The following is a 24086-nucleotide window of genomic DNA, read 5'->3' as shown; positions in this document are numbered from 1 at the left end:
CGGCGGGACCGGTCAGTTGCTCGCGAGGACCCGCGGCTTCGCCTTGGCGGCCTCACAGAGGGCATCGATGGTGGCCTGGACCGCGGGTACCCGCTGCAGGTCTGCGGTGGTGACGACGCTGATGGTCCTGCGCGAGGAGGGCGTGATCGGCAGGGTCACCACGTCGTGGTGGTTGGCGGTGCGCAGGATCAGGTCGGGGATCAGGGCGACACCGAGGCCCTCCGCGACCAGGCCGAGGACGGCGACGTAGTCCTCGGTCTCGAAGCCGACGTTCGGCGTGAAGCCCTCGTTGGCACACATCTGCAGGAGGTGGCCGCGACAGCGGGGGCAGCCGGCGATCCAGTTCTCGGTGGCCAGGGCGGAGAGCTCGATGCCGTCGCGGTCCGCCAGCGGATGGGTCCGGGGCAGGGCGAGGCGGACCTCGTCGTCGAGCAGCTTGTGCGTCACGAAGAGGTCCATGTCCTCCTCGCCCCGGCCGACGTCGGTGCCCTCGTACGCGAAGGCAACAGCGAGGTCGCACTCACCGGCCTTGAGGGCCGCCAGCGACTCGGGCGGCTCGGCCTCGGTGAAGGTGACCTGGACGTCGGGGAACCGCTGCTTGACGAGGGCGAGGGCGCGGGGGACGAGCGTCGCCGAGCTCGAGGGGAACGCCATGAGCCGCACGCGCCCGGCGCGCAGGCCGGCGATCGCGGCGACCTCCTCCTCGGCGGCGTCGAGCGCGGAGAGGACTGCGACGGCGTGACGGGCGAGGACCTGACCGGCCTCGGTGAGGCGGACGTTGCGGCCCACGCGTTCGACCAGGACGGTGCCCGTGCGCTGCTCGAGGCGGCGGACCATCTGCGAGATGGCGGGCTGGGAGTACCCGAGCGACAGGGCGGCGCCGGTGAAGCTTCCTTCGTCGGCGATGGCCTTCATGACCCGCAGGCCGGCAGCGTCAATCATGGGGCGATCATAACCGAAAGTTATCGAAGCCAGTAGTTGATGATGCAATGGTGATGAGTGCTGGCCGGGTGGGGGTCGGGGCCTGTGGATGACGGGATGGCCCAAACGGTCGAAATCCGTAGAATCCATGCGATCGGCCGCATCGCTGCGGGTGATCCGGGGACGGCAAAGGGGAGTTGCGTGCGTTCACGACGAACGGGTTTCGTGGTTGCGGTGGCGCTCGGGGGAGCGCTCGTGGCCGGGTGCACCGGTGGCGGGGAGTCACCGCCAGGGACGACATCCGCGACCTCGCCGTCCTCGTCGGCCAGCACGACGTCGGCTCCGTCGTCGAGCACGACGGGCACTCCGAGCTCGACCTCGGCCACGGTGGCCGTCCCGCCCGCCGCCAGCAAGAAGACCCCCGAAGGCGCGGAGGCCTTCGCCCGGTTCTACACCGAGACTCTCGGCGACGCTGCTGCTACGAGTTCGACGAAGTCGCTGGCTCCTCTTTCAATGATGAGTTGCAAGACATGCCAAGACTTCATCCAGATTCTCGATGGACGAGCATCGAGGGGTGAGCATGGCGAGCGTTCTTCGTTCAGGCTGGGTGCCGTTCAAATGGATCCAGGTTCGCCCCTCAACGCTCCGATTGTCGACGTGCTTGTGACGGATCAAGGGAGTCTGATCGTCGACCGGAATGGAAAAGTCGTCGAGACCTCGGCCCCGGCGAAACTCAACTTCCGATACACACTGAAGTGGTCTGACGAGTCTTGGCGTGTGGCGGACTCGGAGGTTGTCCAATGATTGGCTTCCGAGAGTCGAAAGCATGGCGCCGGGGCCGCCTCGTGCTCGGGTTCGCTTGTGCTGGGTCAATTGCACTGCACCCCAGCGCCCGGGCAGCCACCCAGCCGCCACCAAAAGGCACCGTCTCCAACCAGTTCATCAAGTCCTTTGTCAAGAACGGCGGCAGTCCGGCAAGGGCTAATGGAAAGGGTGCGGAGGTCGAACCGATCTCGTCGACGCAGAGCAAGTTCGTCTACAAGGTCGTCCTGGCGTGCAAGCCGGCGCGTATCTCAGACACGGCCGGTGGTGAGGAGACCAACTGCTCGTACGCCATGACGGCCTGCTCCTTCCGGAACCCTCCGTCGGACGAGGTCCTGTACTGGGTGCAGTCGCGCCCGAGGTCCAACCCCGACGCGGCGTGGACGACCGTCAACACCCTGTGCGGCCTGGACACCCTTCCTCCGGGCGTCCCGGCACCCCCGGCGATCCCGACCATGGGCCAGATCCAGACGGCGTTCAGGCAGCTGCCGTTCTCCAAGCCACGCGTCGCGATCCAGCCTGCCGGCAACGTCACCCTGGTCAACCTCCCGACGTACTTCCGCGCGACCTGGCCCGGTGACGCCGGCCTCCAGCCGGGCGAGGTCAGCGCCCCGGTGAAGCTCTTGTCCTGGTCGGTGGAGTTCAAGATCGCGCCACGCTCGTACGAGTTCCACTACGGCGACGGCAGCAGCAGCGGTCAGGTCACCGATCCCGGCGGGGTGTACCCCGACGGGAAGATCCGGCACACCTACACGTCGACCGATCGGGCTGCCAGGGTCACGGTCGACTCGCAGCTGACCGGCCAGTACCGCGTCAACGGCGGTCCGTGGACGCCCATCAACGCCGTCGCCGACCTCCAGAACGAGCCGGTCACCACCCTCCAGGTCCGCGAGGCCGAGGCCCGGCTCGTCGACCACTGAGTGTCGGCGACCTCTGGTTTCATCGGTCGCACGATGAACCACGAGCCCACCGCCACCAGCCACGCCACCCTCGACGACGTCATCACCACGTCGAGCCATCGGCGGGGCAAAGCCCTCTGTCTCTCCGGCGGTGGCTACCGGGCGGCGCTGTTCCACCTCGGTGCGGTTCGACGGCTCGACGAGCTCGGCATCCTCAGCCAGCTCGACACCATCAGCGGCGTCTCGGGCGGATCCCTCGTCGCGAACCTGCTCGCCGACGCCAGGCTCGAGTTCCCGGCGGACCGGTCGGCGGGGGAGCGGGTCGGGGGGTTCGACGAGCTGGTGGCCACACCGTTGCGCCGCCTCACCTCCCGCAACATCCGGACCGCGGCCCTGCTGGCCAAGCTCAAGCCGTGGCACTGGTTCACCGACGACGCAGCCGTCAGGGCCTTGTCCGACGAGTTGGCGTCCGAGATCGACTGGTGGTCGATCCCGTTGCGCGACAACGCGATCGCCGGCCCCGCGATCATCACCGGCGCCACGGAGATCGCCTATGGCGTCAACTGGGTCTTCGAGGACCCCACGGCGCACGCACCGCACGGACGCGTCGGGGACTACCGCCTGGGGTATGCCGCGCCGCCGGCCTCCGTGCGCATCGCCGACATCGTGGCGGCCTCCTGCGCCTTCCCACCGTTCTTCGCCCCGATGGTGTTCGACGGCGAGCCGATGCGGCTGACCGGTGGGCACGCGGGTCTCGAGTCACCGGAGGAGCGCCGACGCATCCAGCAGCACATCCGGCTCACGGACGGTGGCGTCTACGACAACCTCGGGCTCGAGCCCGTCTGGAAGTCGCACAGCACGGTCCTGGTCAGCGACGGTGGCGGCGTCTTCCGCGCCCGCACCGAACGCACCATCCACGGCCGGATGCTCCGAATCCTGGGGATCGCCACCAGCGGCGGCCAGTCGGTCCGCAGCCGGTGGCTCCAGGCGGGCTACCACCGCGGGGTCCTCGGTGGCACCGCCTGGGCCCTCGACACAGCGGTACCCGGTTGCTACCCGCGTGAGGTCGCCGAGCTCATCAACGCCGTCCGCACTGACCTCGACGCGTTCTCGACGCAGGAGCAGCAGATCCTCGAGCGGCACGGCTACATGGTCGCGGAGGCACAGGTGCGCAGCCAGGCACCCGAGCTCATCGCTCGCGACGTCCCCGCCGTGCCGCCGCACCCCGAGGTGGCGGACGTGGGGGTGGCGACCCGGGCCCTCCACGACTCCGCCAGGCGCACCCTGCTCGGTCGCACGTGAGAGCGCGGCTCGGCGCCACGGCACCCAGCCCTCGCGTGCCACCGGAGCCCCGGGCGCGCGAGCGCGCCGAGCACAGAGCGACCAGCCCACGTAACCTGTGGTGGTGACCGAGACGACCCGTGCGAGCCGGCGGACCGACCTCGATGCGGTGGTGGACCTCCTCGGACACGGGAACGTCCTCACCCTGACCGGTGCCGGCATCTCCACCGAGTCCGGGATCCCCGACTACCGCGGCCCGGACGGCAACCGCCGGGTGACGCCCATGCAGTACTCCGAGTTCGTCAGGTCGTCCGAGGCGCGGCAGCGCTACTGGGCCCGTAGCTACGTCGGCTGGCAGCGGTTCAACCTCGCCCGTCCGAACGCAGGTCACGAGGCCGTCACCACCCTGCAGCGTGGCGGCTACCTCGGTCCCGTCATCACGCAGAACGTGGACGGGCTCCACCAGCAGTCCGGCACGACGGAGGTGACCGAGCTCCACGGCGCCCTCGCCAGGGTCGTCTGCCTCACCTGTGGCGACCGCTCGAGCCGGTGGGACCTCGACGAGCGCATGCGGCTGACGAACCCGTCGTTCGAGGTCACGAGCAACGAGATCCGGCCCGACGGCGACATCGCCCTCAACGAGCTCGACGTGCAGGACTTCATCGTCCCGCTCTGCCTCGTCTGCCAGCACGACACCCTCAAGCCGGACGTCGTCTTCTTCGGGGAGTCGGTGCCGAAGCCGTTGGTGGAGCACTGTTTTCGCCTCACCGAGGAGGCGGACGTGCTGCTCGTCCTGGGCTCGAGCCTCAAGGTGATGAGTGGCTACCGGTTCGTGCGGCGGGCGGCCGCACGCGGCATACCGGTCGTGATCATCACGCGCGGGTCAACCCGCGGTGACGCCGAGGCGACCGTCCAGGTCGATGCCCCACTGGGACCCACGTTGACCGAGCTGGTCAGTCGGCTGGTCGCCTAGCCACCAGGACGGCGTCGATGGCGTCGCCACCCTCGGTCGGGCGCACGATCTCCTCGCAACGCTCGACCGACAGTCCCGCGGAGGCAACCCGCAGCTCCTCCAGGGTGTGCAGCAGCGAGGGGTCGGAGGGGCCGCCGACTCCTTCGGTGAGGTTCCGCAGGGCGTGCCCCACGACGACCAGCGCACCACCCGGGGCGAGCCACCGCGTGGTGCGGCTCAGCACGTCCTCGGGCAGGTGCAGGTAGGCCACGAGGACCAGGTCGAACAGGACACCCTCAGGCGGCTGCCACGAACGCGCGTCGGCGACGACCCAGTCCACCCGCAGCGCACGCCGGGTCGCCTCGGCCTCGCCCTTGCCCAGGCCGACGGGCGAGAAGTCGACCGCGGTGACCCGCCACCCGAGCGAGGCGAGCCACACCGCGTGCCGTCCCTCACCCGCGCCCAGGTCGAGGGCGCGACCGCCTCGTCCACCCTGGGCGGTGCGGTCCGGCTTCCAGCCGCCGACGATGCGCTCGACCTCGGCGTTGGGGCCGGCGCTCCAGACGCGGTCGCTCGCTGCATACCGTTCGTCCCACATGCGCTGCCGGTCGGTCATCCCCCTAGCATCGCCGACATGAACGAATCCGCCACCGCCGACGAGGTCACCGTCCGGGACGCCACCGCTGCGGACCTGTCGGCGATGGCCGCGATCTACGACGAGGAGGTGCTGACCTCGGTGGCGACGTTCGACACCGAGCCGCGCGGAACGGCCTACCTCGGTGAGAAGCTCGCCCACGCCGCCGGCAGCGACATCGTCCTCGTCGCGACTCACGGCGGGGAGGTGCTCGGTTACGCCTTCTCGGGACCGTTCCGTCCCCGACCCGCGTACGACGGCACCAAGGAGGTGTCGGTCTACCTCGCGCGGAGCGTCCGCGGGGCTGGCCTCGGCACGCTCCTGTATGCAGCGCTGCTCGCCCGCCTCGACGCCCTCCCGCAGGTGCACACCCAGGTGGCCGTGATCGCCCTGCCCAACGACGGGAGCATCGCCCTGCACCGCAAGCACGGGTTCGTCGAGGTGGGCGTGCTGCGAGAGGCGGGCCGCAAGTTCGACCGCTGGGTCGACACGGCCTGGTACCAGCGGCGGGTGACGGCCGACGGCTAACCGGTCGGCAGGCCCAGCGCCTTGGCCACCTCCGGCCAGACGGCCGCCGCAGTCCGCGCGTGGCCGATGACGGACTGGTGACCGAGGTCGGTGCCGTAGGCGTCGAGGGAGTCGACCACCCGGGTGGCCGCGCCCGCGTCAGTGTGGCACTGCGGGACACCGGTGCACACCTTCGCGAGCTCGGCCTCGTACGCCTCCATCAGCCGTGTGAGGTGGTTGACCTCGGTGGTGTTGACCGTCTTGTTGGCCTTGAACAACGCGCACGGTCCGGTGCCGACGAGATCGGCTGGAGTGGTTGGGAGAGCGGCGATGGCGGCGGCATAGGTGGCTGGTCGACCGGCCCCGCTCACGAGGACCACCGACACCTTCGGCGAGGCGGCGACGAGCACGTCCACCGCTTCACGCACCGAGGCACGGAACTCGGCAAGGTGAGCGGAATCGGTTCCGTCACAACGGATGTCGTTGTCCATGATCTGCACCAGGGCCAGCCGGGGAGTGGGCACGAGGCGGAGGGCGTCGTGGGCCTGGTAGGGCAGCAGGGCAGCCTCGGCGCCGTCGCGGGCGAGGTTGGCCACGTGGTCGGCGGTCTCGGGCACGGCGCGGGTGAGGCGGGCGTAGATGCTGTCGACCGCAGGGTTGGTGCCGGTGGCCCAGGAGTTCGCGAACACGTCGTCGTCGGGGGCGTTCGGGTCGGAGTGGAACCCCGTCATCCCGGAGTGGCCGACCGCCACGACGCCGACGGGATGGCCCGGGTCGGCGGTGCTCGTGGTCGACGACGTACCGGCCGACCCGGACGGGCGGGCGCCTCGCTCCGTGACGGCGGGGGTGCCGCTCGCACAGGCCGCCACCACGGTGGCGAGGACGGCCACGGCGAGTCCGCGCCATACGGTCGACGAAGGGTGCAGCACGAGGTCCTCCCGGTGGGCGGGGCTCCCTGCACCTCGAGGCTAGACCTGCCGGCCCGTTCCGGGCGACGGCATTTCCTCGGCGATGTCGAGGCGTCCGGAGGTGCCGTCCGGTGGAGTCAGGAATGGCCCGAACGACCACTGGCGTGTCGTCCGGGACTGTTGCACGCTCGACGGGTCACGCTGTCGAGCCACTGCACGACCGAGCACAAGGAGGCCGGTATGGGAGCTACCGGGACAGGACCGTTCGAGAACGACGACGCGCTGGACTTCCTCGACGCCCTCGAGGACGCCGAGCCGCACGAGCGTCGGGCCCGGGTGGAGCACGCGATGGTCCGGGTGGTCGGGTCGCGCGCCTACATCGAGGCACCGGAGATGGCCGAGGCCATCGCCGCCGCCGTCGTGGTGGCGGCGAGTGACGACTTCGAGAGTGCGATCCGCGAGCCGTACCTGCCGCGGTGGATCGAGGACGAGCCCATCGTGGTCGACGAGGGGCTCGAGGACCTGGCCACCAAGGCCCTGCACCGCGCGCTGCGCCCCGACGACAACGAGTGGTGGGAGCTGTGGGACGAGGCCAGCGCCACGGACGACATCACCGAGCGCCTGAGCAGGTACCTCGAGACCCTCGGCGAGTGACCCCGACGAGCCGACCCTGCCCGGGGTGACGCCTACCGGCGCCCCCCCCGGGCACCGGTCAGGACAGGTGCTCCGGCTCCGGGGTCTTCTTGTGGTCCCAGTCCGAACCCGTGGCGGCCTGCGAGGACCCGCCGGCGCTGTCCCCCGACGCGGGCGCGCTCGACGTCGACCGGGCGAGTGAGACCACGACCGACTTCGAGGTGGGGGTGTTGCTGCCGATCGCCGTCGAGTCCAGCGGGACCAAGGGGTTGGTCTCGGGGTAGTAGGCCGCGGCCGATCCCCGCGGGGTGTCGTACGAGACCACCCGGAACCCGCGAACGCACCGGACCACGTCGTCACCGGTCCACCGGGTGGTGATGTCGACGAGGTCGCCGTCCGCCAGACCGAAGGCCGCGATGTCGTCGGGGTGCACGAAGACCACCTTGCGGCCACCCTCGATGCCGCGATAGCGGTCGCTGAGGCCGTAGATGGTGGTGTTGTACTGGTCGTGGCTGCGCAGCGTCTGCAGCAGCACGTGGCCCTCGGGCACGTGCACCACCTCGATCGGGGAGGCGACGAACTCGGCCTTGCCGGTCTTGGTGTCGAACGTCCGGGTGTCGCGCGGCGGGTGCGGCATGATCATGCCGCCCGGCTTGCGGACGTTGACCTCGTAGTCCTCGCACCCGGGGACGACCTTGGCGATGTGGTGGCGGATGGTGCGGTAGTCATCGCGCATCGCCTTCCACTGCAGGCCGTACCGGTCCCCGAGCGTCGCCTCGGCGATGCGGGTGACGATGTCGACCTCGGACTTGAGCTGGGGGCTGGCCGGCTCCAGCGGGCCGCGCGACGCGTGCACCGAGCACGTGGAGTCCTCGACCGAGATCCACTGGGCCCCGCTGGCCTGGATGTCCTTCTCGGTGCGGCCCTTGGTGGGCAGGATCAGGGCGGTCTCGCCGCAGACGAGGTGGGACCGGTTGATCTTGGTGGACACCTGCACGGTCATGCGGACCTTGCGCATCGCGGGGATCGCGATGTCGGTGTCCGACACGGCCTGCACGAAGTTGCCGCCGAGCCCCATGAAGAAGTGGACCTTGCCGTCGCGCATGCCACGCAGGGAGTCCACGACGTCGAGGCCGTGCTCGCGCGGCGGGTCGAAGCCGAACTCCTTCTGGAGCGCGTCGAGGAACGTCGCCGGGGGCCGCTCCCAGATGCCCATGGTGCGGTCGCCCTGGACGTTCGAGTGGCCGCGGACGGGAAGGAGGCCAGCCCCCTCACGGCCGATGTTGCCCTGTGCGAGGGCGAGGTTGACGACCTCCTTGATGGTGGCGACCCCGTTGCGGTGCTGGGTCAGGCCCATCGCCCAGCAGTAGACCGTCCGGGTCGAGCCGCGCAGCATCTCGGCAGCCTGGGTGATGAGCTCACGGGACAGCCCGGTGACCTCGACGACCTGGTCCCAGTCGACGGCGCGGACGTGGTCGCGCCACTGCTCGAACCCCGTCGAGTGGGTGGCGATGAACTCGTGGTCGAGCGCGTCCCACTCGACGAGCAGCGACCCGATCGCCTGGAAGAGCGCGAGGTCGCCGTTGACCTTCACCGGCAGGTGCAGGTCGGCCATCGCCGTGCCGTGGCCGACGACGCCCTTGGGCTTCTGCGGGTTCTTGAACCGCACGAGCCCCGCCTCGCGCAGCGGGTTGATCGAGATGATCTTGGCGCCGTTCGCCTTGGCGATCTCGAGGGCGGACAGCATCCGCGGGTGGTTCGTGCCGGGGTTCTGGCCGGCGATGACGATGACCGAGGCCGTGTGCACGTCGTCGAGGGTGACGCTGGCCTTGCCGATGCCGATGGACTCCTGCAGCGCGATGCTCGTGGACTCGTGGCACATGTTCGAGCAGTCCGGCAGGTTGTTGGTGCCGAACGCGCGGACGAACAGCTGGTACGCGAACGCCGACTCGTTGGACGCGCGGCCCGAGGTGTAGAAGGTCGCCTCGTCCGGACTCGCGAGCGAGCGCAGCTCGGCGCCGATGAGGTCGAACGCCTCGTCCCACTCGATCGGCTCGTAGTGCGTCCCGCCCGGACGCTTGACCATCGGGTGGGTGATGCGGCCCTGCTGGCCGAGCCAGTGCTCGGTGTGGGCGTCGAGCTCGGCGATGCTGTGCTGGGCGAAGAACTCGGGGGTGGCCCGGTCGCGGGTGGCCTCCTCGGCGACCGCCTTGGCACCGTTCTCGCAGAACTCGGCCGTGTGCCGGTGACCGGGATCGGGGTCCGGCCAGGCGCAGCTCATGCAGTCGAAGCCCTCGGCCTGGTTGAGCTTGAGGAGCGTCTGGGCCGTCCGCTTGAGGCCCATGTGGTCGATGGAGCGCTTCATCGACACCGCCACCGCCGTCGGACCGGCGGCGTGGTCCTCCTGGCCCTTGACCACCAGGTCGGCCTCGGAGTAGTCGCTCTCGTCGTGCTTGCCCATGCGTGAACCTCGTTCTCCGGGTGCCTGGCGTTGCCGGGCGCGTGCCGCGCGGGCCCCGGTCCGGAACCTGCGCCTTCACCCCGAACGTACCCAGTCCCACCCGAACCATGCGCGCCCGGGATGCCCGATCCCCGGTGACCACCCGTGTGCCGCCGCGGGGGTCGGTCCACGGCGGCACACGGGGGAGCTGGGGGGAGGGCGGCCGGGGCACGGCCTCGGTAGCGCTCGGCAGGGCTCGGTAGAGCTCAGTCGGCCCGGACTCGGCTGGGTCGGTCCGGGCGCGGCTCAGACTCGGCGCAGGACCGCCGTGACCTTGCCGAGGATCGTGGCGTGGTCGCCGTCGATCGGCTCGAACGCGTCGTTGTGCGGCATGAGCCAGACCTTGCCGTCCTTGCGCTTGAACGTCTTGACGGTCGCCTCGTTGTCGAGCATCGCCGCGACGATGTCGCCGTTGTCGGCGGTCGGCTGCTGGCGCACGACCACCCAGTCGCCGTCGCAGATGGCGGCGTCGATCATCGACTCGCCGACGACCTGGAGCAGGAAGAGCTGCCCCTCGCCCACGATCTGCCGGGGCAGCGGGAAGACGTCCTCGACGGTCTCCTCGGCGAGGATCGGCACACCGGCGGCGATCCGGCCGAGCACCGGGACGTACGACGCCTCGGGACGCCGGTCGTTCATCCCCGTCTCGTCGAACACCGCCGTCTCGTCCTCGACGCTCGCCCCACCGCGGTAGCCGCGCATGTCGGCCGTCGAGTCGGGGGAGACGACCTCGATCGCGCGAGGGCGGTTGGGGTCGCGGCGCAGGAAGCCCTTGCGCTCCAGGGTGGACAGCTGGTGGGCCACCGAGCTGGGGGAGGTGAGACCGACGGCCTCACCGATCTCGCGCAGGCTCGGTGGGTACCCGCGGCGGTCCACCGAGTTGCGGATCACCTCGAGGACCCGGCGCTGGCGGACGGTCAGACCGTCACCCCGATCGCGGTCGGGGAGCTCCTTGACGTTGTCCTCGCTCATGCCGTTTCCTCGTTTCCGCAGGTCAGGTGGCGTATGCCGCCGTGCTCAGTGCTGTGACGGGTGGGACTGTCAGTGGCCTCTGGTGTGCTGTGAGGCATGAACACAGCGTATGGCGTTCGAACGTCAGTGCCAAACATGTGTTCGAGGCGTGTCTTGAGAAGTTCGAACATGCGTGCTAGAAATCAGCCTAGAAGAACTTCGTACAACCGTTCGAAGGGCTTCGGCCACCTGACCACCACGGAGGACCAGATGAGTGCAGCAGTTGCTTGGGACGTCGCCCCCGCCCCCGTGCGGATGCCCGTTCGGCCCGTGCGCCCGCAGCTCGTCTCGGTGCCGACCGGTGAGGACGTCGTCATCCGTCCGGCGGCGCCGCTGCGGCTGACCCGCGCCGGCCGCCTGGCGATCACCGTGTCCGTGGCCGTCGCAGCGGTGGTCCTCGCGATCAGCCTGCTCTCGGGGGGCGCGTCCGCAGCGGTCATCGACCACTCGACGACCGTCCAGACCGGTCAGACCCTGTCCGAGGTCGCGGCGGCCCAGCTGCCGCAGCTGCCGGTCACCGAGGCCGTCGCCCGCATCCAGGTCGCCAACGACCTGACCGGGTCCGACGTCCACGCCGGGCAGACGCTGCTCATCCCGGCCGCCGGCTGAGCGAGGTCACCCCACCCATCACTCGGCATCGGGTGGGACGGAGAGACCTCCGTGTGAGGGGCGCTCAGGGCTTCGGAGTGATCTTCGGTAGGGCCTTCACGGCCTTGATGTGTCGGTACTTCAACGCCCCGGTGGTCGTGGCGCGGCTGAGGGCGACGTGGTCGACGAGGACCGGTTCACTCAGCTCGGCGATCGGCATCGAGGTCGAGTAGTAGGCGATCCCGCCCCTCATCCGGTACACGACGCCCTTGGTCGTCCGAAGCATCGTCGTGTCGGCAGGCACCGCACGCAGGCGGTTGTAGGCGCCGCCGTCACCGGCCCGGTCGATGGCCACCTGGTCGACGATCGTCGTGGCCTTGCTGCCGCCGACGTTCGCCCACGCCGAGACGTGGATCGGGGCGCCACCGGCCATCCGGTAGATCTCCGCCCGCTGCGCGCCCTTGATGAACGTCCCGTCGGGGATGGTGGCCGGCAGGGTGGCGAGGGCGCTGGCCGAGACGGCCATCGTGGCCTTGGCACCGCCGAATGCTGCCCACGTGCTCACGTAGACCGGTGTGGTCCCGACCAGCCGGTAGATCTGCCCGTTCTCCCGGACCTTGAGGAAGCTCCCGGATGCCGGTGGCTGGTAGGGCTGGTCCTTGAAGTGCAGGAAGTTGCTCGGCCAGTTCGCGTCGCCGCGCGGAATGGTCATCCGGGAGGAGTAGCCGCTCCAGGCCGAGTCCGACACGACGATGTAGGAGCTCGTGACCTCTTCCACGTACCCCACATGGCCGTTGCCGGGCGCGTAGTGGCTGCCGTAGTTCCACTGGGCGATCGCCCCGGTCTTGGCCGTCTGGTCGACCTTGATGCCGCGGTTACGGGCGCTGGTCGCCCAGCTTCCGCCGCTGCCCATGGCGCTCTGCTGCTTCACCCCGTTCTTCATCAGCCGGTAGGCCGCATAGTTCACGCAGTTGTTCCCACTGGAGTTCACCGGGTACCCCCACACCGACTTCCCGGCGTACCCCGAGAACGAGATGCAGGCGATGGAGTTGGCCTTGCACTCGCGGGAGAGGGTCGCGGCTGAGGCCGGTGGCGCGGTGACAGCGAGTCCGGCCAGGACGACGAGGGCAAGGGTGCCGACGCGGGCGAGGAGGGGGGACAGTCGGGAACGCAGCATGACTTCCTGGGGGTGGGGGACAGGACAGCGCCAGGAGACGCGCATCGCCCCGCCGCGAGAGGTGGCGGCGGACAACCTGTTCAGGCTGGACCGACGGTGTCCGGTTTGTCAGGCAGATCCGGTAAGTCCAACCGTGTAATTCGCCTCCGGTCTCAGATCCCCGTGAGCTCGAGCCGTTTCTCGAGGAACTCGGCCAGCCGCAGTGCCGCGGCACGCACGGCCTCCCGGCCCCTGGCGTCGGCGCTGGGGGCCAGCCTGATGTCGACCTCGACGACGTCTGCCCGGACGGTGCGCTTCCAGGCGCCGACGTTGGTCTGGTCGAGGACGACCGTGGCCCAGAACGGGTCAGGGTGCTCGGCCAAAGGGTGGTCCGTCGCCACCGGGAAGTTCACGGCCGGGTAGCTGAGCACCACCTCGTCGTAGACCGGGAGGAGGTGTGCCGCGGGGGCGGCCGGGCTGCGGCGCGGCACGACGGCAGGGTCGAACCAGTGCGGTGTCCCGTCGACGTCCACCACGTCCAGGTCGTCGCCCAGGTCGGCCAGCGCGGGCCTGGTCCCCGCGACGGTGAGCGACGACCACCGGGTGAAGTCCCTGATGCCGGCCGGTCCGTGCCCGCTGAAGAACCGGCGCACGAGCTCGCGGTGCGCGTCGTCGTGGTCGAGGTGCGTGGCCTGTGGCACGACGTCGTCGACCAGCGCGTACGAGTGGTGCACCCCCTTGACCGGTCCGGAGCACACCAGCCCCCGCAGCTCGGCGACCGTGATCAGGTGTCCGAGCTGTTCGCCCGGCCTGATCGGTGATCGCCTCTCCACGAACAGCTCGCCGAGCTCGGGGCGGGTGCGGAACTGCCTGTCCTGCAACAGCTCAGCCAGCAGGGTGAGTCCGCCGTCGAGCCGCCGCGGGTCGTCGAGCCCGAGCTGCCGGTGCCGACCGGCGCTGGCGGCGAGGACCCGGGGAGAGGTCAGCGCGAGGATCCAGCGCAGGTCCTCCCGGGCGACGAAGTGCCACGTCGGCCGCAGGACGTGGGTGCGCACGAAGGTGCCGGCATCGAGCTCGCGGCGCACCGCGGCATACGTGCTCCTGCGGGTGCAGGCCCAGGGAGAAGAAGGCGTGGTCACGCTCCTGGCTCTGCACGCACGTGAGCAGCCGCACCGCCTCGGTCGCGGTGCGCAGCGAGGCGGAGGTGAGGCGTTGCGTCGCGAGGCGCTGGGACAGGACGCGCGAGGGATCCATGGCGCCATCCTCTCGAAACGAGCGGCGCACGGGGTGATCATGGAGGTATGGAGCAGAGCGCCACCATCGACATCGCCGCCCCGCCGGATCGCGTCTGGCAGGTCCTGTCGGACGTCGAGCACTGGCCGGAGTGGACCGACACGGTGCGGTGGGTGCGGCGGGTCGACGACGGGGCGCTGCGCACGGGCTCGCAGGCCAAGATCAGCCAGCCACGGATCCCGACCGTGGACTACGTGGTCACCGAGCTCGAGCCGGGGAGGTCGTTCACCTGGGTCAGCGGCGGCGGTGCAGCCCTGACCACGGCACGGCACGTCCTCGAACCCCTGCCCGGGGGCGGGACGCGGGTGCTGCTGTCCGTGAAGCAGGAGGGATGGCTCGGCTCGTTCGTCGGGCGGTTCTACCGGGGGCTCACCGACCGGTACCTCGCGACCGAGGCCGCAGGCCTGAAGGCACGGTCCGAACAGGCCTGAGGTCGCCAGCGGAGGTCGTCAGCGGGGGCCGTCAGCGGAGGTCGCGGCGCATCACGAGGCGCGGCATCCTGCTGGCCACGGCGTCGGTGGTGCCGATGACCTCGAACCCTGCCTTCTCGAACATCCCGCGGGTGCCCACGAACGCCATGGTCAGGTCCATCCGCCCCGGCGGGTCGACCGGGTGGGCCTCCACCGCGGGCGCTCCGTGCGACGCGGCATACGCCACCGCACCCTCGAGGAGCTGGTGGGTGACGCCGCGCCGGCGGAAGCCGGAGCGGACCACCACGCAAATGATGCTCCAGACGGGGACGTCGTCGACTCGTCGGATGAGCTTCGAGGCCTCCAGGCGGGGGATCTCGGTCCGCGGGCTGATGCTGCACCAGCCGACCGGTGTGCCGTCCAGGTAGGTGACGACTCCGGGCGGGTGGTCCCGCTCGCAGAGGGCGCGCATCGCGTTCTGCCGGCTCCCGCCGCCGAGCTCGCGGATCTGGGGCGCCGCGAGCCGGTGCGACAGGCACCAGCAGTGGTTCTCGCGACGGTTGGGGTTGACGATGTCGGCGAAGTCGTCGAACCGCTCGGGCGTGACCGGGTGCGTCTCCCACTGCTCAGCCATGGACCCACTCAACCACCGCGCGCCGACAGCGCGCGGCGGTCGGGGGAAGGACTCAGCGGGCGAGGTACCCGCCGTCGATCGGGTAGTAGGTGCCCGTGGCGAACGACGAGCCGTCACTGGCCAGCCACGCGACCAGCTCGGCGACCTCCTCGGGCTCCCCGAGCCGCTGCAGCGCGTGCTGGGTCCCGAGGAAGTCCAGCGTCGCATGGTCGAGGTGCTGGTCCAGCAGCGGGGTGCGGATGAAGCCCGGGCCCACGGCGTTGACGCGGATCTTGTCACCGGCGTGCTCCCACGCCGCGGCCTGCGTCATCCCGACCACCCCGTGCTTGGCCGCGGTGTACGCGCTCGCGGTGGCGAACCCGACCGCGCCGAGGATCGAAGCCATGTTGACGATTGAGCCCCCGCGCCCACCGGCCTTCATGGCCCTGATCGCGGCGCGCTGCGTGTAGAAGACACCGTCGAGGTTGACGCCGATGACCTGGTGCCACGCCTCGTCGGTGTAGTCGCCGCTGGTGAGCGGCTCCCCGCCGATGCCGGCGTTGCAGACGGCGACGTCGACGTGGCCGAGGCGCTCGACGACCTGCTCCATCGCGCCGTCGACGGCGGCCGAGTCGCTGACGTCGACGACCGCGCCGTGCACCCGGCACTCGAACGCGTCGAGCTCCTTGAGCACGACATCGATCGCGCCCTGGTCGAGGTCCCAGACCGAGATGTCGGCCCCCGAGCGGGCCAGGGTGTGGGCGCAGGCGCGGCCGATGCCGGACGCCCCTCCGGTGATGACGGCGACCTTGCCGCCGAGTCCGTAGTGGTTCATGGGTGCTCCTCCTGTGGGGTCCTTCCACTGTCGTGAGGGTGGTGGTGCCCGAGTAGGGTCCAAGGGCCCTGTGTGGCACGGCGCCGCACCGCCGCAAGTGGTTCGTGGATTCGGCGACAGGAGACGGACGTGCTCGAGGCAGGGTTCTGGGGTTTCGTCGGCGGGGTCGCGCTGCTCATCGGCGCGGCAGCCGGCATCTGGCTGCCCACGTCCAAGCGCGTCATCGGCTGGGTCATGGCGATCGGCTCGGGGGTGCTGGTCAGCGCCCTGACGTTCGAGCTGGCCGGTGAGGCCTACGACAAGGCCGGGGGAGTCGCCACCGTCCTGGGCCTGCTCGGCGGGTCGGTCGTCTTCTTCCTCGGCGACTGGTGGATCGACAGCCGCGGCGGCCACCGGCGCAAGAGCCCCAACGGTCCGCAGGCCGGCGCCGCCGGGTCCGCGCTCGCGCTCGGGGCCCTGCTCGACGGCATACCGGAGTCGGCGGCGATCGGCGTGAGCACCATCGGTGGGGGAGGCGTGGGGGTCGCCGTGGTCGCCGCCGTGTTCCTCTCCAACATCCCCGAGGGCCTGTCCTCGTCCGCCGGTATGCGGTCCGCCGGGCACAGCGCGCGCTCGATCATGGGCCTGTGGCTGGGGGTGACCGCGGCGGCGACCGTCGCGGCCGCGCTGGGTCGGGTGCTGCTCGACGGCGCGGACCCGACGGTGGTCGCGACGATCCAGGCGTTCGCGGCGGGGGCGATCCTCACGATGCTCGCCGACACCATGGTCCCCGAGGCCGTCGAGCACGCCGGACGGCTCGTGGGACTGCTCACCGTGGTGGGGTTCTGTGCGGCGTTCCTGCTCTCGATGGCCTGATCGGGCCTGATCGGGCCTGATCGGCGCCGCATCGGGGCCGGATCGGGCCGGTTGGGTCCTGCACACCACATGTGGGGACGTTCGCGGCCTGCTGACCCCAGATCTGGGTGCCTCTGACGTCCCAGAAGTCACACCAGCACCACTTCGGGCGTGTCGCGGCGGACCTCCGCACGCCCCTGACCTGCGGCGATGCACACTGCCCAACAAGTTTCCCGGACTCGCTTGCGTCCTGGATCACAGCGAGGCAGACTATCCCTACATCTAGTGGTTACACCGCTGTAGTTCGTCCACATGTAGTGCACAGGACAAGCAGGGTTCTCCACACGTTGTCCCCAGAACGTCCACAGATTCATCCCCAGACCGACCCCGTGGGAGGAGCGCCGCCATGCACTGTCCGTTCTGCCGGCACACCGACTCACGGGTCATGGACTCGCGCACGACCGACGACGGCAGCTCCATCCGCCGCCGCCGGCAGTGCCCCGAGTGCGGGCGCCGCTTCACGACGATCGAGACGGCCAGCCTCACGGTGACCAAGCGCTCCGGCGCGAGCGAGCCGTTCAGCCGGGGCAAGGTCCTCGTCGGGGTCCGCAAGGCCTGCCAGGGCCGCCCGGTCACCGAGGACGACCTCGCCCTCCTCGCCCAGCGCGTCGAGGAGTGCATCCGCCAGCAGGGCCAGGCCGAGGTCGAGGCCCACGAGGTGGGCCTGGCGATCCTCGGACCGCTGCGCGAGCTCGACGAGGTCGCCTACCTGCGGTTCGCCAGCGTCTACCAGGCGTTCGACTCGCTCGAGGACTTCGAGGCCGCGATCACCCTGCTGCGCGCCGAGCGCGACGCGACGGGCACCGAGCCGCAGCCACAGCCACAGACCAGGGCCGGTGTGCCGCCGGGCTGAGCCCCGCTGCACGACCGGCACCTCACGCAAGCACGCACGACAGCACGACCACGTTCCGCACCAGAGCAGCACCACCGGCACCGACCCCCACTGTCAGTGCCGCCACCCAGAATTGACACCACAGCATCACCAGGGGCTAGGGAGGCCACCAGAAATGACTGAAACCGCAGGCGCACGTGCAGGTGCCCGCAAGAAGGGCGCCGCAGGCGTCACCGTCGAGCGCATCTACACCACCCCTGGTGTGCACCCGTACGACGAGGTGACCTGGGAGAAGCGCGACGTCGTCCAGCAGAACTGGAAGACCGGCGAGACGATCTTCGAGCAGCGCGGTGTCGAGTTCCCCGACTTCTGGTCGGTCAACGCCTCCACCATCGTCACCACCAAGTACTTCCGCGGCGCCGTGGGCACCGAGGCTCGTGAGACGGGCCTCAAGCAGCTCATCGACCGCGTCGTCCTCACCTACGTCAAGGCGGGCAAGGAGCACGGCTACTTCTCCTCCGCCGAGGACGCCGAGATCTTCGAGCACGAGCTGACCTACGCCCTGCTGCACCAGGTGTTCAGCTTCAACTCGCCGGTGTGGTTCAACGTGGGCACGAAGAGCCCGCAGCAGGTCTCCGCCTGCTTCATCCTTGCCGTCGACGACTCGATGGACTCGATCCTCAACTGGTACAAGGAGGAGGGGAAGATCTTCCAGGGCGGCTCCGGCGCCGGCCTGAACCTCTCCCGCATCCGCTCCTCGAAGGAGCTGCTGTCCTCCGGTGGCACCGCCAGCGGCCCGGTCTCCTTCATGCGTGGCGCCGACGCGTCCGCAGGCACCATCAAGTCCGGTGGCGCCACGCGTCGTGCGGCCAAGATGGTCGTCCTCGACGTCGACCACCCCGACATCATGGAGTTCGTCGAGACCAAGGCGCGCGAGGAGGACAAGATCCGCGCGCTGCGCGACGCCGGGTTCGACATGGACCTCGGCGGCAAGGACATCACGTCGGTCCAGTACCAGAACGCGAACAACTCGGTCCGTGTCTCGGACGAGTTCATGAAGGCCGTCGAGGCCGGCACCGACTTCGGTCTGCGCTCGCGCACCACCGGTGAGGTCATCGACACCGTCGACGCGCGGGAGCTGTTCCGCAAGCTCGCCGAGGCCGCGTGGGAGTGCGCCGACCCGGGCATCCAGTACGACGACGTCATCAACGACTGGCACACCAACCCCGAGACCGGCCGCATCACCGCGTCCAACCCGTGCTCGGAGTACATGTCGCTCGACAACTCCTCCTGCAACCTGGCCTCGCTGAACCTGCTCAAGTTCCTCAAGGACGACGACACGTTCGACGCGGTCACCTTCCAGAAGGTCGCCGAGCTCGTCATCACGGCGATGGACATCTCGATCTGCTTCGCGGACTTCCCGACCGAGGCCATCGGCGACACCACGCGTGACTACCGCCAGCTCGGCATCGGCTACGCCAACCTCGGCGCGCTGCTCATGGCCACGGGTCACGGGTACGACTCCAACGGTGGCCGCCAGCTCGCCGCCTCGATCACCTCGCTGCTCACCGGCGCCGCCTACAAGCGTTCTGCCGAGATGGCCGGTGTCGTCGGTGCGTATGCCGGGTACGCCCGCAACGCGGACGCCCACAAGCGCGTCATGCGCAAGCACCAGAGCGCCAACGACTCGATCCGCCCGCTCGACACGATGGACATCACGATCCACCGCGCCGCAACCAAGGTCTGGGACGACGTCGTCAAGCTCGGCGAGAAGAACGGCTACCGCAACGCGCAGGCCTCGGTGCTCGCGCCGACCGGCACCATCGGCTTCATGATGGACTGCGACACCACCGGCATCGAGCCCGACTTCTCCCTGGTGAAGTTCAAGAAGCTCGTCGGTGGCGGGTCGATGCAGATCGTCAACCTCACCATCCCGCGTGCGCTCAAGAAGCTCGGCTACACGGGAGAGACCATCGAGGCGATCGTCGAGTACATCGCCGACAAGGGTCACGTCATCGACGCCCCCGGCCTCAAGACCGAGCACTACGAGATCTTCGACACCGCCATGGGTGCGCGTTCGATCGAGGCCATGGGCCACGTGCGCATGATGGCTGCGGTTCAGCCGTTCCTGTCCGGTGCGATCTCCAAGACGGTCAACCTGCCGGAGGACGCCACGGTCGAGGAGATCGAGGACGTCCACATGCAGGGCTGGAAGCTCGGCCTCAAGGCGATCGCGGTCTACCGCGACAACTGCAAGGTCGGCCAGCCGCTGTCCGACGGTGGTTCCACCGCCAAGGACGCCGCCGCTGACAAGGCGACCGCTGCCGCCGAGGCCAAGGTCGAGAAGGTCATCGAGTACCGCCCGGTGCGCAAGCGCCTGCCGAAGCGTCGTACCTCGCAGACCACGTCGTTCGCCGTGGGTGGCGCCGAGGGCTACCTCACCGCCGGCACCTACGAGTCGGGCGACCTGGGCGAGATCTTCCTCAAGTTCGGCAAGCAGGGCTCGACCCTCGCCGGTGTGATGGACGCTTTCTCGATCGCTGTCAGCATCGGCCTGCAGTACGGCGTGCCGCTGGAGACGTTCGTGGAGAAGTTCACGAACCTGCGGTTCGAGCCGGCCGGTCTGACCGACGACCCCGACGTGCGGATGGCGCAGTCGATCATGGACTACGTGTTCCGTCGCCTGGCGCTGGACCACATGGACTTCGATACCCGTTCGTTCATGGGCATCCACACCGCTGCCGAGCGTGCGCGTCAGCTCGAGACCGGTTCCTACCAGGCCACCGAGTCCGACGAGTCGGACGAGGAGCTCGAGGACGAGCTGGAGAACTTCAGCCAGTCCGCCCCGGTCTCCGTCGCCAAGCCGGCTGCCAAGTCCGAGCCTGCGGTCGAGGGCAAGTCCCTCAAGGCCGACACGGTGAAGTCCGGTGCTGGTGCGGCCTCGGCTCGTGAGGTCTCCGGTGAGGTGCACTCGTCCGCAGAGCTGCTGGAGAAGTTCCAGGGCATCTCGGCCGACGCGCCGATGTGCATGACCTGCGGGACCAAGATGCGCCCGGCTGGCTCCTGCTACGTGTGTGAGGGCTGCGGAAGCACCAGCGGCTGCAGCTGATCTAGCCAGTAGAACGACGGTGGGCCCGGAGCGATCTTCGCTCCGGGCCCACCGTCGTTGAGCCGCCTGTGTGCTCCCGTGCTGAGTGCTGAGTGTTACCTCAAGCAACGACGCTGGCAATCGCAAAATCGCCAACCGCCATAGGGTGGCGGAGCCGCCAGGTGATGGCTATCGGGCGCTCCCCCCGGTGCTCGACATAGTCCGCCTCTCCCAAGAACAGGTACGGGGCGCCCGAGCCAAACTCGCTGATCTTCTGCGGCCTCGAGAACAACAACACATGGCTGCCGTTGTTGCGGTGGTTGATGTATCGCTTCCCGGTGGCAGACGCCACAGTCGTGGCGGACTGCGACTCCCAATGAAACAGCTCAGGGCTGATGGCGTAGTCCTGATACATCGTTGTAGGGGAGTAGTCGGCCTCAGACTTCTGGAGGGTGACCAAGAACGCGTCTGCGTTGGCTTGTGGCGCGAAAAGCACTCCCTCGCGGAAGCTGTTGGGTTTCCGACCGTCGATGGCTACATAGTCGAGCGCGGCAACGAGCTCTTCGCGCGTGTACCTGGCGTGGACCCGGAGCGGACGGAGCCCCAAGGCGCCGTCGAGTCGCGTAGTGACGCGCGTCGCCCCCTCGAGCCCGAGTTGGATGACGGCACGCAAGTCCTGACGTGCGGCTGGCTCGTCGCGGAGTGCCTCGAGCCCCGCCGCATAGGTCTTGAAGCCACCACCACTGGGCCAGAGGGAAAAGAAGAGCATTCGTCCGAACGCCTGAAGGGACGGGTCGGCTGCGTCGTAGTGGGGCGCGTCGTCGGCCAGCCACCGCAGATATCCGGCGGCTCGGTCCGGGTCGTCCACGTGGACGAAGGCTCGGACTCGCTTGAGCAGGCTCTCCTCTAGGTCCCCACCCCCAGGCACGGTCAGCCCTGAGTCACGCCTCAATCGCGACCACGATCGGTCAGCGCGCACTACGTCGGCAAGTTCGACCCCGGACTCGGCAAGGAACGCACCCAAGGAGGCGGTGGGGTGAGCACGAAGTTCCGCGGTGACGCTCGCCCAACGCTTCGTGACCTGGCTGCGGATGTTCTCAAGAACAAGTTCGGCGCTCTGGCGATCCAAGACAATCTGCGTGCCTGCCGGGAGAAATGGGAATCCGGTCTCGATGTCCCGCTCGAGCTGGGCCCGAGTACTTCCCGTCATGGCCCGAAAGCGCTTGTCGAATCGGAACTCCTTGCGGTGATGACCCACGAAGTCGAGTGCCGTGAGAACGGCTTTGTCGTTGGCCCGTCGGAGTCCCCGGCCTAGCTGCTGGAGGAAGACCGTCGGGCTCTCCGTGGGCCGAAGAAACAGGACGGTGTTGATGGCTGGCACGTCGACACCTTCGTTAAAGACATCGACTGTGAACAGGACTTGGACGAAGCCCGAACGAAGGTCCGTGATCGCTTGGTCACGCTCGTGCGTCTTGGTGTCTCCGAGGACTGCAACAGCCTTGATCCCAGCTTCGTTGAAGATGCGGGCCATGTAGTGGGCATGCGCGCGAGAAACACAGAACCCAAGGGCCTTCATCGTGGACAGGGTGGCGACCTTGTCACGGAGCGCCTTGAGAATAATGCGCGCCCGAGCGTCACCCCCCGTGAAGAGGTCCGACAACTCTGCACTGACGTAGGCGCCGCCTTTCCAATCGACACCGGTCAAATCCATGCCGTCTGCGACGGCGAAGTAGTGAAAAGGCGTGAGGAGATCCGCCTTCAAGGCGTCCCAGAGCCTCAGTTCAGCGGCAGTGTGGCCGCCGAAGAAGTCGCGCACATCTACCCCGTCGCCACGCTCCGGGGTGGCGGTGAGACCTAGCAGTTCACGCGGATTGAGGTGCTCGAGAATCCGTTGATAGGTCTGCGCCTGTGCGTGATGGAACTCATCGATCACGACGATCTGGTAAGTGCCGGGCGGGATTTTCTCAATCCCGTAGGACGACAAGGACTGCACCGAGGCGAAGACGTGGTCCCACCTCTCGGGTCGCTTGCCGTCCACATAGAGCTCACCGAAGCCCGCGTCGCCGAGAACTTCTCTATAGGTCCGCAGTGATTGCTGGAGGATCTCGCGCCGATGGGCGATGAACAAGAGGCTTGGTCGCACCGGCACCGCCTCGGCGAGACGGCGGTAGTCGAGCGCCGCGATGACGGTCTTGCCAGTGCCGGTGGCCGCGACCAGCAGGTTCCGGTGTCGCCCATGGACGAGCCGTTCGACTTCGAGCTGATCCAACATTTCTTGTTGATAGGGGTAGGGGCGCACTTCGAGCCCAGACAGCGTCAGGGTGACGCGGTCGTGACTCTTGTTACCTGCTGCCTCCGCCAGCGCGTCATCGAGGCGATCACGGTCGGTTTCAGGGTCGTAGCGCTCGAACGTGACGTCATTCCAGTAGCTGTCGAAGGTGGCTGCAAATTTCTGCACGAGAGAGGGAGTCGCCACTGAGGACAGACGTACGTTCCATTCGACGCCGTCCAGCATCGCGGCCCGCGACAAGTTGCTGGACCCGACGTAGGCCGTATCGAAGCTCGTGGCACGGCGGAATAGCCAGGCTTTGGCATGAAGGCGCGTGCGTTGATTGTCGTACTGGATTCGGACCTCAGCGCCGAAGTCTCGAACGAGGCGGTCGATAGCCGCTCGCTCTGTTGCGCCCATGTAGGTCGTGGTGATCACGCGCAGCGGCGTTCCGCGCTCGCGTAGTTGGCTGAGCTGATCCTCAAAGAGTCGCAAGCCGTACCACTTGACGAACGCCATGATGACGTCCACTCGGTCTGCGCTGGCTAGTTCCGCCTGAATCTCATGGCCCATGCCGGGCTCGCCGTGAGCATTGGTCAACAGGGCCGCGTCTGAGAGTGGGGTTGACGGACGGCGAGACAGATCTCTATGTGCCTGGCCGGGGCTGCCCGGTACGGAAACCGAAAGCAACTGCGAGGAGGCTGCCAACGTCAGCTCAGGCGCGCCAAGGTCACGTACCAAACGGTTGACTAGCGCCAGGCGGCGTTCGGGGTCGCGTTGCTCGCGCAGGACACGGACCAGGACGTCGCTCACGTGGCGGGAAAGGATGTCCGGTTCCGCTGCTGTGTCAATGGATGCCCTTGTGGCTGTCCGCTTCACGCTCGACGAATCCATCGCGAGTCGTGCTTCGAGTTCGCGGGTGATGAGACTCTCGTAGAGCCCCTCCAAGATGCTGTCTTCGCTCCCCGTCACGACGGAAGCTTGACACGATGGACTGGCCGACTAGTCGGTTTTGCCTGCTTTGGTCAGCCAAACGGGCA

Annotated in this window: 21 protein-coding genes; 11 read left to right on the top strand and 10 right to left on the bottom strand. The window is 68.7% G+C overall.

Features of this window, described 5'->3' with window-relative positions; all coding sequences use genetic code 11:
- Positions 1–12 precede the first annotated feature (12 nt).
- The gene (locus ASC58_RS01320) at positions 13–942 is read right to left on the bottom strand and encodes a LysR family transcriptional regulator (RefSeq protein ID WP_056915034.1); all 930 of its coding nucleotides are present in this window, start codon (positions 940–942) and stop codon (positions 13–15) included.
- 366 nt (positions 943–1308) lie between these two features.
- On the opposite strand from ASC58_RS01320, the gene ASC58_RS20855 reads away from it, so the two are divergent.
- From ASC58_RS20855 to ASC58_RS01305, 4 genes are all read left to right on the top strand, one after another.
- A complete protein-coding gene (locus tag ASC58_RS20855; protein ID WP_157598327.1) occupies positions 1309–1725 on the top strand; it encodes a DUF6318 family protein in 417 nt (138 codons plus the stop codon).
- Positions 1722–2663: a hypothetical protein gene (locus ASC58_RS21470; protein WP_235529043.1), complete on the top strand. Its 942-nt coding sequence runs from the start codon at positions 1722–1724 to the stop codon at positions 2661–2663. Before ASC58_RS20855 ends, ASC58_RS21470 begins: the two co-directional genes overlap by 4 nt.
- Positions 2664–2696: 33 nt before the next feature.
- The gene (locus tag ASC58_RS01310; protein ID WP_056918432.1) at positions 2697–3944 is read left to right on the top strand and encodes a patatin-like phospholipase family protein; all 1248 of its coding nucleotides are present in this window, start codon (positions 2697–2699) and stop codon (positions 3942–3944) included.
- Positions 3945–4047: 103 nt separating this feature from the next.
- Positions 4048–4896 carry an NAD-dependent protein deacetylase gene (locus tag ASC58_RS01305; RefSeq protein ID WP_235529042.1) on the top strand — a complete coding sequence of 283 codons (849 nt, stop codon included), beginning with the start codon at positions 4048–4050 and terminating at the stop codon, positions 4894–4896.
- Here ASC58_RS01305 and ASC58_RS01300 read toward each other — a convergent pair.
- Positions 4877–5491, bottom strand: a complete 615-nt coding sequence (locus ASC58_RS01300; RefSeq protein ID WP_200947701.1) for a bifunctional 2-polyprenyl-6-hydroxyphenol methylase/3-demethylubiquinol 3-O-methyltransferase UbiG — start codon at positions 5489–5491, stop codon at positions 4877–4879. The genes ASC58_RS01305 and ASC58_RS01300 overlap by 20 nt on opposite strands.
- Positions 5492–5509: 18 nt before the next feature.
- On the opposite strand from ASC58_RS01300, the gene ASC58_RS01295 reads away from it, so the two are divergent.
- Entirely contained in the window at positions 5510–6037 is a 528-nt protein-coding gene (locus tag ASC58_RS01295; protein WP_056918140.1) for a GNAT family N-acetyltransferase, read from the top strand.
- Here the strand turns inward: ASC58_RS01295 and ASC58_RS01290 are convergent.
- Positions 6034–6945, bottom strand: coding sequence for a hypothetical protein (locus ASC58_RS01290; RefSeq protein ID WP_162246805.1), 912 nt, complete (start codon positions 6943–6945; stop codon positions 6034–6036). The two genes, ASC58_RS01295 and ASC58_RS01290, sit on opposite strands and share 4 nt — an antisense overlap.
- A gap of 219 nt (positions 6946–7164) precedes the next feature.
- Between ASC58_RS01290 and ASC58_RS21220 the strand changes: the two genes are divergently transcribed.
- Positions 7165–7578 carry a DUF4259 domain-containing protein gene (locus ASC58_RS21220; protein WP_056915028.1) on the top strand — a complete coding sequence of 138 codons (414 nt, stop codon included), beginning with the start codon at positions 7165–7167 and terminating at the stop codon, positions 7576–7578.
- A 58-nt stretch (positions 7579–7636) separates the two neighbouring features.
- Here ASC58_RS21220 and ASC58_RS01280 read toward each other — a convergent pair whose 3' ends face one another.
- Positions 7637–10018 (bottom strand): FdhF/YdeP family oxidoreductase, encoded by a 2382-nt coding sequence (locus ASC58_RS01280; protein ID WP_056918138.1) that lies wholly within the window; start codon positions 10016–10018, stop codon positions 7637–7639.
- Positions 10019–10303: 285 nt separating this feature from the next.
- On the bottom strand, positions 10304–11029 hold the full coding sequence (gene lexA / locus ASC58_RS01275; RefSeq protein WP_056915027.1) for a transcriptional repressor LexA: 726 nt from the start codon (positions 11027–11029) through the stop codon (positions 10304–10306).
- A gap of 249 nt (positions 11030–11278) precedes the next feature.
- Here lexA and ASC58_RS01270 point away from each other — a divergent pair, with 249 nt between their 5' ends.
- Positions 11279–11677, top strand: a complete 399-nt coding sequence (locus ASC58_RS01270) for a LysM peptidoglycan-binding domain-containing protein (protein ID WP_235529041.1) — start codon at positions 11279–11281, stop codon at positions 11675–11677.
- 64 nt (positions 11678–11741) lie between these two features.
- Here the strand turns inward: ASC58_RS01270 and ASC58_RS01265 are convergent, their stop codons facing one another.
- Both ASC58_RS01265 and ASC58_RS01260 read right to left on the bottom strand, forming a co-directional pair.
- Positions 11742–12833, bottom strand: coding sequence for a CHAP domain-containing protein (locus tag ASC58_RS01265; protein ID WP_056918136.1), 1092 nt, complete (start codon positions 12831–12833; stop codon positions 11742–11744).
- A 152-nt stretch (positions 12834–12985) separates the two neighbouring features.
- Positions 12986–13951, bottom strand: a complete 966-nt coding sequence (locus ASC58_RS01260) for a winged helix DNA-binding domain-containing protein (protein WP_162246804.1) — start codon at positions 13949–13951, stop codon at positions 12986–12988.
- A gap of 162 nt (positions 13952–14113) precedes the next feature.
- Here ASC58_RS01260 and ASC58_RS01255 point away from each other — a divergent pair, with 162 nt between their 5' ends.
- Complete coding sequence (locus ASC58_RS01255; protein ID WP_056918134.1) at positions 14114–14536, top strand: SRPBCC family protein; 423 nt, start codon at positions 14114–14116, stop codon at positions 14534–14536.
- A gap of 31 nt (positions 14537–14567) precedes the next feature.
- On the opposite strand, the gene ASC58_RS01250 is transcribed toward ASC58_RS01255, so the two are convergent.
- Both ASC58_RS01250 and ASC58_RS01245 read right to left on the bottom strand, forming a co-directional pair.
- On the bottom strand, positions 14568–15149 hold the full coding sequence (locus tag ASC58_RS01250) for a GNAT family N-acetyltransferase (protein ID WP_056915022.1): 582 nt from the start codon (positions 15147–15149) through the stop codon (positions 14568–14570).
- A 52-nt stretch (positions 15150–15201) separates the two neighbouring features.
- Complete coding sequence (locus tag ASC58_RS01245; RefSeq protein ID WP_056918133.1) at positions 15202–15963, bottom strand: SDR family NAD(P)-dependent oxidoreductase; 762 nt, start codon at positions 15961–15963, stop codon at positions 15202–15204.
- A gap of 129 nt (positions 15964–16092) precedes the next feature.
- Here ASC58_RS01245 and ASC58_RS01240 point away from each other — a divergent pair, with 129 nt between their 5' ends.
- From ASC58_RS01240 to ASC58_RS01230, 3 genes are all read left to right on the top strand, one after another.
- A complete protein-coding gene (locus ASC58_RS01240; protein WP_056915020.1) occupies positions 16093–16818 on the top strand; it encodes a ZIP family metal transporter in 726 nt (241 codons plus the stop codon).
- A 385-nt stretch (positions 16819–17203) separates the two neighbouring features.
- Positions 17204–17710, top strand: a complete 507-nt coding sequence (gene nrdR / locus ASC58_RS01235; protein ID WP_056918132.1) for a transcriptional regulator NrdR — start codon at positions 17204–17206, stop codon at positions 17708–17710.
- Between the two features lie 154 nt (positions 17711–17864).
- Positions 17865–20798: a vitamin B12-dependent ribonucleotide reductase gene (locus ASC58_RS01230; RefSeq protein ID WP_056918131.1), complete on the top strand. Its 2934-nt coding sequence runs from the start codon at positions 17865–17867 to the stop codon at positions 20796–20798.
- A gap of 100 nt (positions 20799–20898) precedes the next feature.
- Here ASC58_RS01230 and ASC58_RS01225 read toward each other — a convergent pair whose 3' ends face one another.
- Complete coding sequence (locus tag ASC58_RS01225; protein ID WP_369796205.1) at positions 20899–23997, bottom strand: DUF3427 domain-containing protein; 3099 nt, start codon at positions 23995–23997, stop codon at positions 20899–20901.
- Between the last annotated feature and the right edge of the window lie 89 nt (positions 23998–24086).

Origin of the sequence: Phycicoccus sp. Root101 (assembly GCF_001426245.1) — a bacterium.
GTDB lineage: Bacteria > Actinomycetota > Actinomycetes > Actinomycetales > Dermatophilaceae > Pedococcus.
Note: the sequence above shows the minus strand (reverse complement) of the source record. Positions and strands in the feature narration are given on the sequence as shown.